The following is a 5434-nucleotide window of genomic DNA, read 5'->3' as shown; positions in this document are numbered from 1 at the left end:
CATTCTCAAACGATATAAAATACTTTCTACTCGATATCGAAATCATTTACAAAAGTTAAATACAAGATTTTTTATATTAGCATCAATATATAATTATCAGTTAAAAAATGACTTTTGAAACAAGTCTAATGTCTTTTGATAAAAGAGTGCCTATACCAAAAAGCTCTAGCGAAAAACATATATTAGAAAATATTAACTCCCAAAATATTGTATTAGATAAAGAATGTCATGGAGCCATAGATATTGTACTTTTACTTGCTATAATATTTTTGATTCTTTCTTTGATTGTAATATACAATAACGAAGAAATCAATCTTTGATTGTTATAAAAATGTGTATATTCTTTTAATTTTTCTCTCAATAATTCTACAGTTATATTTTTATTTAATCGTGAATAACATTCTCTTTCGTCTATGCCGTGTACTCTTTCTACTACGCCGTTATATCTTGGTGTTGCTATAGGAATATATCTCCTCTCTAATTTATTTTTTAAGCAGTATTCATCAAAAATATTGATTTTAGAGGTATTGATACAGCGGTATGTATATTCTCTACCATTGTTGCCACAGGCACTTCCTTCGGTCGCAGTTTGTATAGATTTTATCCTAAAAGGTGAAGTTTTCAATACATATTTTAAGAAAGATAAAGCACTAGAAGGTGTTTTATCTTCATAGATTTCTCTCCAACTATAGCGAGCAGCTAAATCTACAGCAGTAAATTGATAATAGCGTATTTCTCCAAAAAAAGCATATTTAACATCTATTTGTACTTTTTCCCCTGCTTCCTTGATATAAATTGCATGTTTTCCTTTATGCTTTCTCTTAATTTTTTTCTTTTTGCTTCTATACAAATTATTTTCTTTTAGGACAGTTTCTATAGCTGTTGTTCCAACTTTAATGTCTTCTAACTCTAATTGTTTTTTTATTTTTAATTTACCATAACCATATAATTTTCTTATTTCAATTATTCTTTTAATAATCTTTTTATCTTTCAATTTATTTTTATTAGTTTTAGGTGCAGTAGATTTAGGTTTTATAATAGAACAAGTTTCTAATTGTCTTTTCCAATAATAATATGTTCTAATACTAATATCATATTTAGAAGCTAATATTTCTTTATTTTTAACTTTATTAATTTTTATAACTATCTTTTTTCTTTGATTTGAAGTATATTCTTTCATAGGTATTCCTTTTGTTTTATTTTAGTTAATTAAATTATAAGGAATACCTGCTTTTTTTAAACTAAAAAATGTGCAATATCTATTACTCCTAAACAAATTTTTTTATGTAGATGTGTTGACATAAAATTATAGATTTGCTATAATTTTCTATATGATTAAGAGTAAATTATTTAGTATTTCATCAATGAGCTTAACTCCCACAGCTCACAGCTCACAGCTCACAGCTCACAGCATAATTCTCTAAAAAAATATTATCAATTATTAAATACACTTTTATATTTTGTATTGCAATCTTTTGCTAGGTTAATCAATTCTATTAAAACAATTATTCACACTAAAGCAATTTTGTTTGCTTTTTCAAGTTTTACAATTAAGCATTAGCAATAATGTTTAAATACACAAATTATTAAAAAGGAGTTCAACATGAACAAAAAGATTTTATCAATATTTGTAATGATAATGGCTTTATCATTATTCGGCGTAAGTTGTAGTAATGAAGATTCTACAGGAACAGGAGGAAACAACTCAGGCCCTAAAGACGGATCAGGTACACCTCCACCTACACCAGATCCTAAATCTACACCTACACCGCCAACAAAAGAAGAAGAAGTTAAGTTTCAAGGAACATGGATGGGAGAATTAGAAAAAATAAGCGGTGATGATAATATGGTAGGCAGAATTAGATTTAGGTTTACAATTAATGCAGACGGCAGTATAAAAGTTGAAACTACTGCTACTACTAGTACTACTACTAGTACTACTACTACTCAAATAATAACTTTAGATAAAATTAATAAAGTATCTGATAATGTATTTGAATTTACTTGTAAAGTTAAACAAGCTAAAACAAAATTTACTCTTAAACATAAAGTTGATTTTACAGATAATAATGCTCCTAAAGATACTTTAGTATGTACTATGGAAGATCAAGTGCAATCAGGTTCAGCTACTTATGAAGGAACATTAAATAAAATACAATAATGTTTAAATACACAAATTATTAAAAAGGAGTTCAACATGAACAAAAAAATTTTATTAATTATTACTATTGTATCAAGTTTTTTGGCAATTAGCTGCGGTGATAAGAACACAGACCCTACAATTACACCGCTAACAAAAGAAGAAGTAGCTAAGTTTCAAGGAACATGGGGTTCAGACAATTTAAGTAAAGTAAGCGGTGATGCTGTTGCCACAGAAGTAATGACGGCATCTTTTACAATTAATGCAGACGGCAGTATAAAAGATAACGATACTCAACAAACAATAACTTTAGATAAAATTAATAAAGTATCTGATAATGTATTTCAATTTACTTCTAAAGGAGCAGGAGGTAGAACAATAATTACTTTAAAACATAAAGTTGATTTTACAGATAATAATGCTCCTAAAGATACTTTAGTATGGACTAGGGAAGTATTTACTACTGCGGAAAATCCAGCGAAATCATATTCAGCTACTTATGAAGGAACATTAGCAAAAGCACAATAATATATTAATAAAAGCCTGTCTTAATATTTATTATGGAGGGCTTTTTATTAGACTTATTTCAGAAGAGCTTAATAAAATTAGTTATATAATTTTCAGTATAATTTTAGTATATAAAATTGCAGTCCTTTTGCTTCTTTGGGGCACTACCATACCTAAAGGTACTTCCTTCGGTCGCAGGCACTTCCTACGGTCGCCAAAAGAAGTGCTGGGGTCTTTGGCTATTCCCCGAGAATAAAAAAACTCTATATATTACTAATTAAATATTTTATATTCTTTCATCTTTTCAAATATTTTTTGGTCTAATAATATATCTGCTTCCGACTCTTTATTTATCTCTTCTTTTTTGTTTTTGTTATGCAGCTTTGATAAAAACAAAGATAGTCTGTCTATTTCATCTGGTGAGAGATTTGTAAAGGCATATCTTAAATTTGGAAGTATACTTAAAAAAGTCTCTTCATCCTGCTTTTCTACAACAGTATCTATTTTTTTTATTATATCATCATTAATAAACAAAATGTCTCTTGATATAAGAAATATCCCAGACAAAAAATAGCTTATTGCATTAGCGTCAGATGATTCTAAAAAATTGCATATAGTGTTAGAAAACTCTTCTGTAGTAATTCCTTTTAATTTATATTTTATTGCCAAACAAACTGCGTATATATGTGAGCTTCCAAATGTATTTGATAATATAGAGTTTATTTTTATTGTAAAAGCCTCTGTCAAATCAGCATCATTTAATATGTTAGTGTAAATGTTTTTTATATGCTTTGAATATTTAATAGCTTCCTCTTCTTCTAAATCTTTTATATAATCTATATTATTTATAGCACAAATAAATGTTGTGTTTAAAAGTTTTTTTATTAAGTCATTGGCAAAAGATTCTTTTTTTATCATGCTGTTATATTCAACTATATTTAATAAATAATATAAATTATATAAACACTCGCATAAACTTATAAAATTACTGTCTTTTAAAATAACATCTTCTATTTTTGAATAGTTGTTTACTAAAAAACCTTCTATTCCCATCATATTAGTTTCTATTATTAATTTTGAAATCTCGCTTGAGTTTATATTGCTATTTAATTTCTCTTTTATGATATTAATACAAACCTCATCTATTGTTACACCATAAACTGATTTATCTATTAACAAAGATTCTGAATTTGTTTTATATTTATATTTCCAAATCTCTCTTGCTAAGTTTTTATTAACTTTATTAATATAATCTGGTCCTTTTATTAGGTTACAAAAATCAATATCTAAAAATCTCATTTTGTGAAAGAATCTGCTCTTTTGAAAATGTGTATCATCTTTAACAATATCAAGTATAGTTTCTACTTCGCTGCTGTTGTCTAATTTAATTTTAAACTTTTTACATAAATTTCTAAAGTCAATTATTACAGGAAGCACTGAACTTTTTGATGATACTTGTCCATTTTTTATACCAGATAGCAGTTTGATAATAAAATCTATATTTGATTTATTTTCAAAATTAATATCTCCTTTTATAAATGATGTTTTTAATGAATCTATGAGCTCATAAACTCCTGCTGTACTTTTGCCTCTAAGTTTTGAAAGATTAACCGCCATATAGTATGCATTTATACAATCTGATATGCTTGAATTATTGTTATTATAATCTATATTTGAAGCTTTTATTATAAAATACATAACAGTATCTAAATAACTATTTAAATTATTTTCTTCTAAGTTCCTATAAACAAAATCATAGAATGCAGGAAACTCTATGCCAGACTGATAACCGTTTCTTCTATCTGCATCTTCAAATGAATATGGTATTAAATAGCTATTTGCATTTTTTTTATTGTATTTTTTTAGCTTTTCTTCTATATCAGTATTTTCTTTTAATTTTGTTATTATGCCTTCCATATGAAAGCTTCCTATAATAACTAAAACTCTATTATATTTTTTTACGGCTTTTTTTATATTGCTCGCCATAAAATATTCTCTGTTTCTTGTTTCTGTATCTTCTTGTTCTATTAAACGCATATAATAGCCTAATGTATATACGCTTTTAAAAAAGTCTTCTGATGTTTTTACTATGCCGTTTATTTCAAACTCTCTCTCCCAAAGTTCTTGAAATGTTCTTAATCCTGATTTTTGCGTAAGTTTTTTTGTATAGTCATTTATATCAAATTTTAAATCATCTTTATCATATACGGAGCTTATTTTTTGATATTCATCATCTGTATTTTCTATCATAGAAGCAAAAGGCATGTCTATAAACTCACAGTTGATATTTCTTTTTGATGCTTCTTTTATGGCTACAAACTCTGGAGAATAATCTAAAAATGGATAGTAGCTTCTATATTTAATATCACTGTCATAGCTGGAATACACACAAAATGGTGCTTTGGTTTCTTCATCTATCATAAACTCCATTAAGTTGTTAGAGTCTATTGGTCCTTCTATTAATATACAATCTGGATTAAAACTATTTATTACTTTTTTTAAGTGATATGAGCATGCTGGAGAATGATGCCTTATAGGTAATAGTAATTGTTGTTTTTCTAAGTTATTTTTTTTTGGCATTATTATAATACAATATTTTTTTATGATGATACAATATATAATAAACATTGCAAGCACAAAATTGATTATTGTAGTATATAAGACTTGTTTCAAAAGTCATTTTTTAACTGATAATTATATATTGATGCTAATATAAAAAATCTTGTATTTAACTTTTGTAAATGATTTCGATATCGAGTAGAAAGTATTTTATATCGTTTGAGAACT

The 5434-nt window shown here is 26.4% G+C and carries 4 protein-coding genes; 2 read left to right on the top strand and 2 right to left on the bottom strand.

Translation table 11 applies throughout. The annotated features are described in order from the left end of the window. Window positions 1–226: 226 nt before the first annotated feature. Window positions 227–1180 (bottom strand): integrase core domain-containing protein, encoded by a 954-nt coding sequence (locus EPJ72_RS12480; protein WP_147732439.1) that lies wholly within the window; start codon window positions 1178–1180, stop codon window positions 227–229. Between the two features lie 423 nt (window positions 1181–1603). Here EPJ72_RS12480 and EPJ72_RS12475 point away from each other — a divergent pair, with 423 nt between their 5' ends. Both EPJ72_RS12475 and EPJ72_RS12470 read left to right on the top strand, forming a co-directional pair. Beyond that, window positions 1604–2161, top strand: a complete 558-nt coding sequence (locus EPJ72_RS12475) for a hypothetical protein (RefSeq protein ID WP_147732438.1) — start codon at window positions 1604–1606, stop codon at window positions 2159–2161. Window positions 2162–2197: 36 nt separating this feature from the next. After that, the gene (locus EPJ72_RS12470) at window positions 2198–2668 is read left to right on the top strand and encodes a hypothetical protein (RefSeq protein WP_147732437.1); all 471 of its coding nucleotides are present in this window, start codon (window positions 2198–2200) and stop codon (window positions 2666–2668) included. A 252-nt stretch (window positions 2669–2920) separates the two neighbouring features. Here the strand turns inward: EPJ72_RS12470 and EPJ72_RS12465 are convergent, their stop codons facing one another. Further along, on the bottom strand, window positions 2921–5227 hold the full coding sequence (locus tag EPJ72_RS12465; protein WP_147732436.1) for a DUF5682 family protein: 2307 nt from the start codon (window positions 5225–5227) through the stop codon (window positions 2921–2923). Window positions 5228–5434: the final 207 nt, after the last annotated feature.

The sequence above is a fragment of the Brachyspira pilosicoli genome (genome assembly GCF_008016535.1).
Lineage (GTDB): Bacteria > Spirochaetota > Brachyspiria > Brachyspirales > Brachyspiraceae > Brachyspira > Brachyspira pilosicoli_A.
Note: the sequence above shows the minus strand (reverse complement) of the source record. Positions and strands in the feature narration are given on the sequence as shown.

Excerpts from the sequence above, each read along its gene's own strand:
- EPJ72_RS12480 (WP_147732439.1), bottom strand. The coding sequence starts at position 1,180 with ATGAAAGAATATACTTCAAATCAAAGAAAAAAGATAGTTATAAAAATT.
- EPJ72_RS12475 (WP_147732438.1), top strand. The coding sequence starts at position 1,604 with ATGAACAAAAAGATTTTATCAATATTTGTAATGATAATGGCTTTATCA.
- EPJ72_RS12470 (WP_147732437.1), top strand. The coding sequence starts at position 2,198 with ATGAACAAAAAAATTTTATTAATTATTACTATTGTATCAAGTTTTTTG.
- EPJ72_RS12465 (WP_147732436.1), bottom strand. The coding sequence starts at position 5,227 with ATGCCAAAAAAAAATAACTTAGAAAAACAACAATTACTATTACCTATA.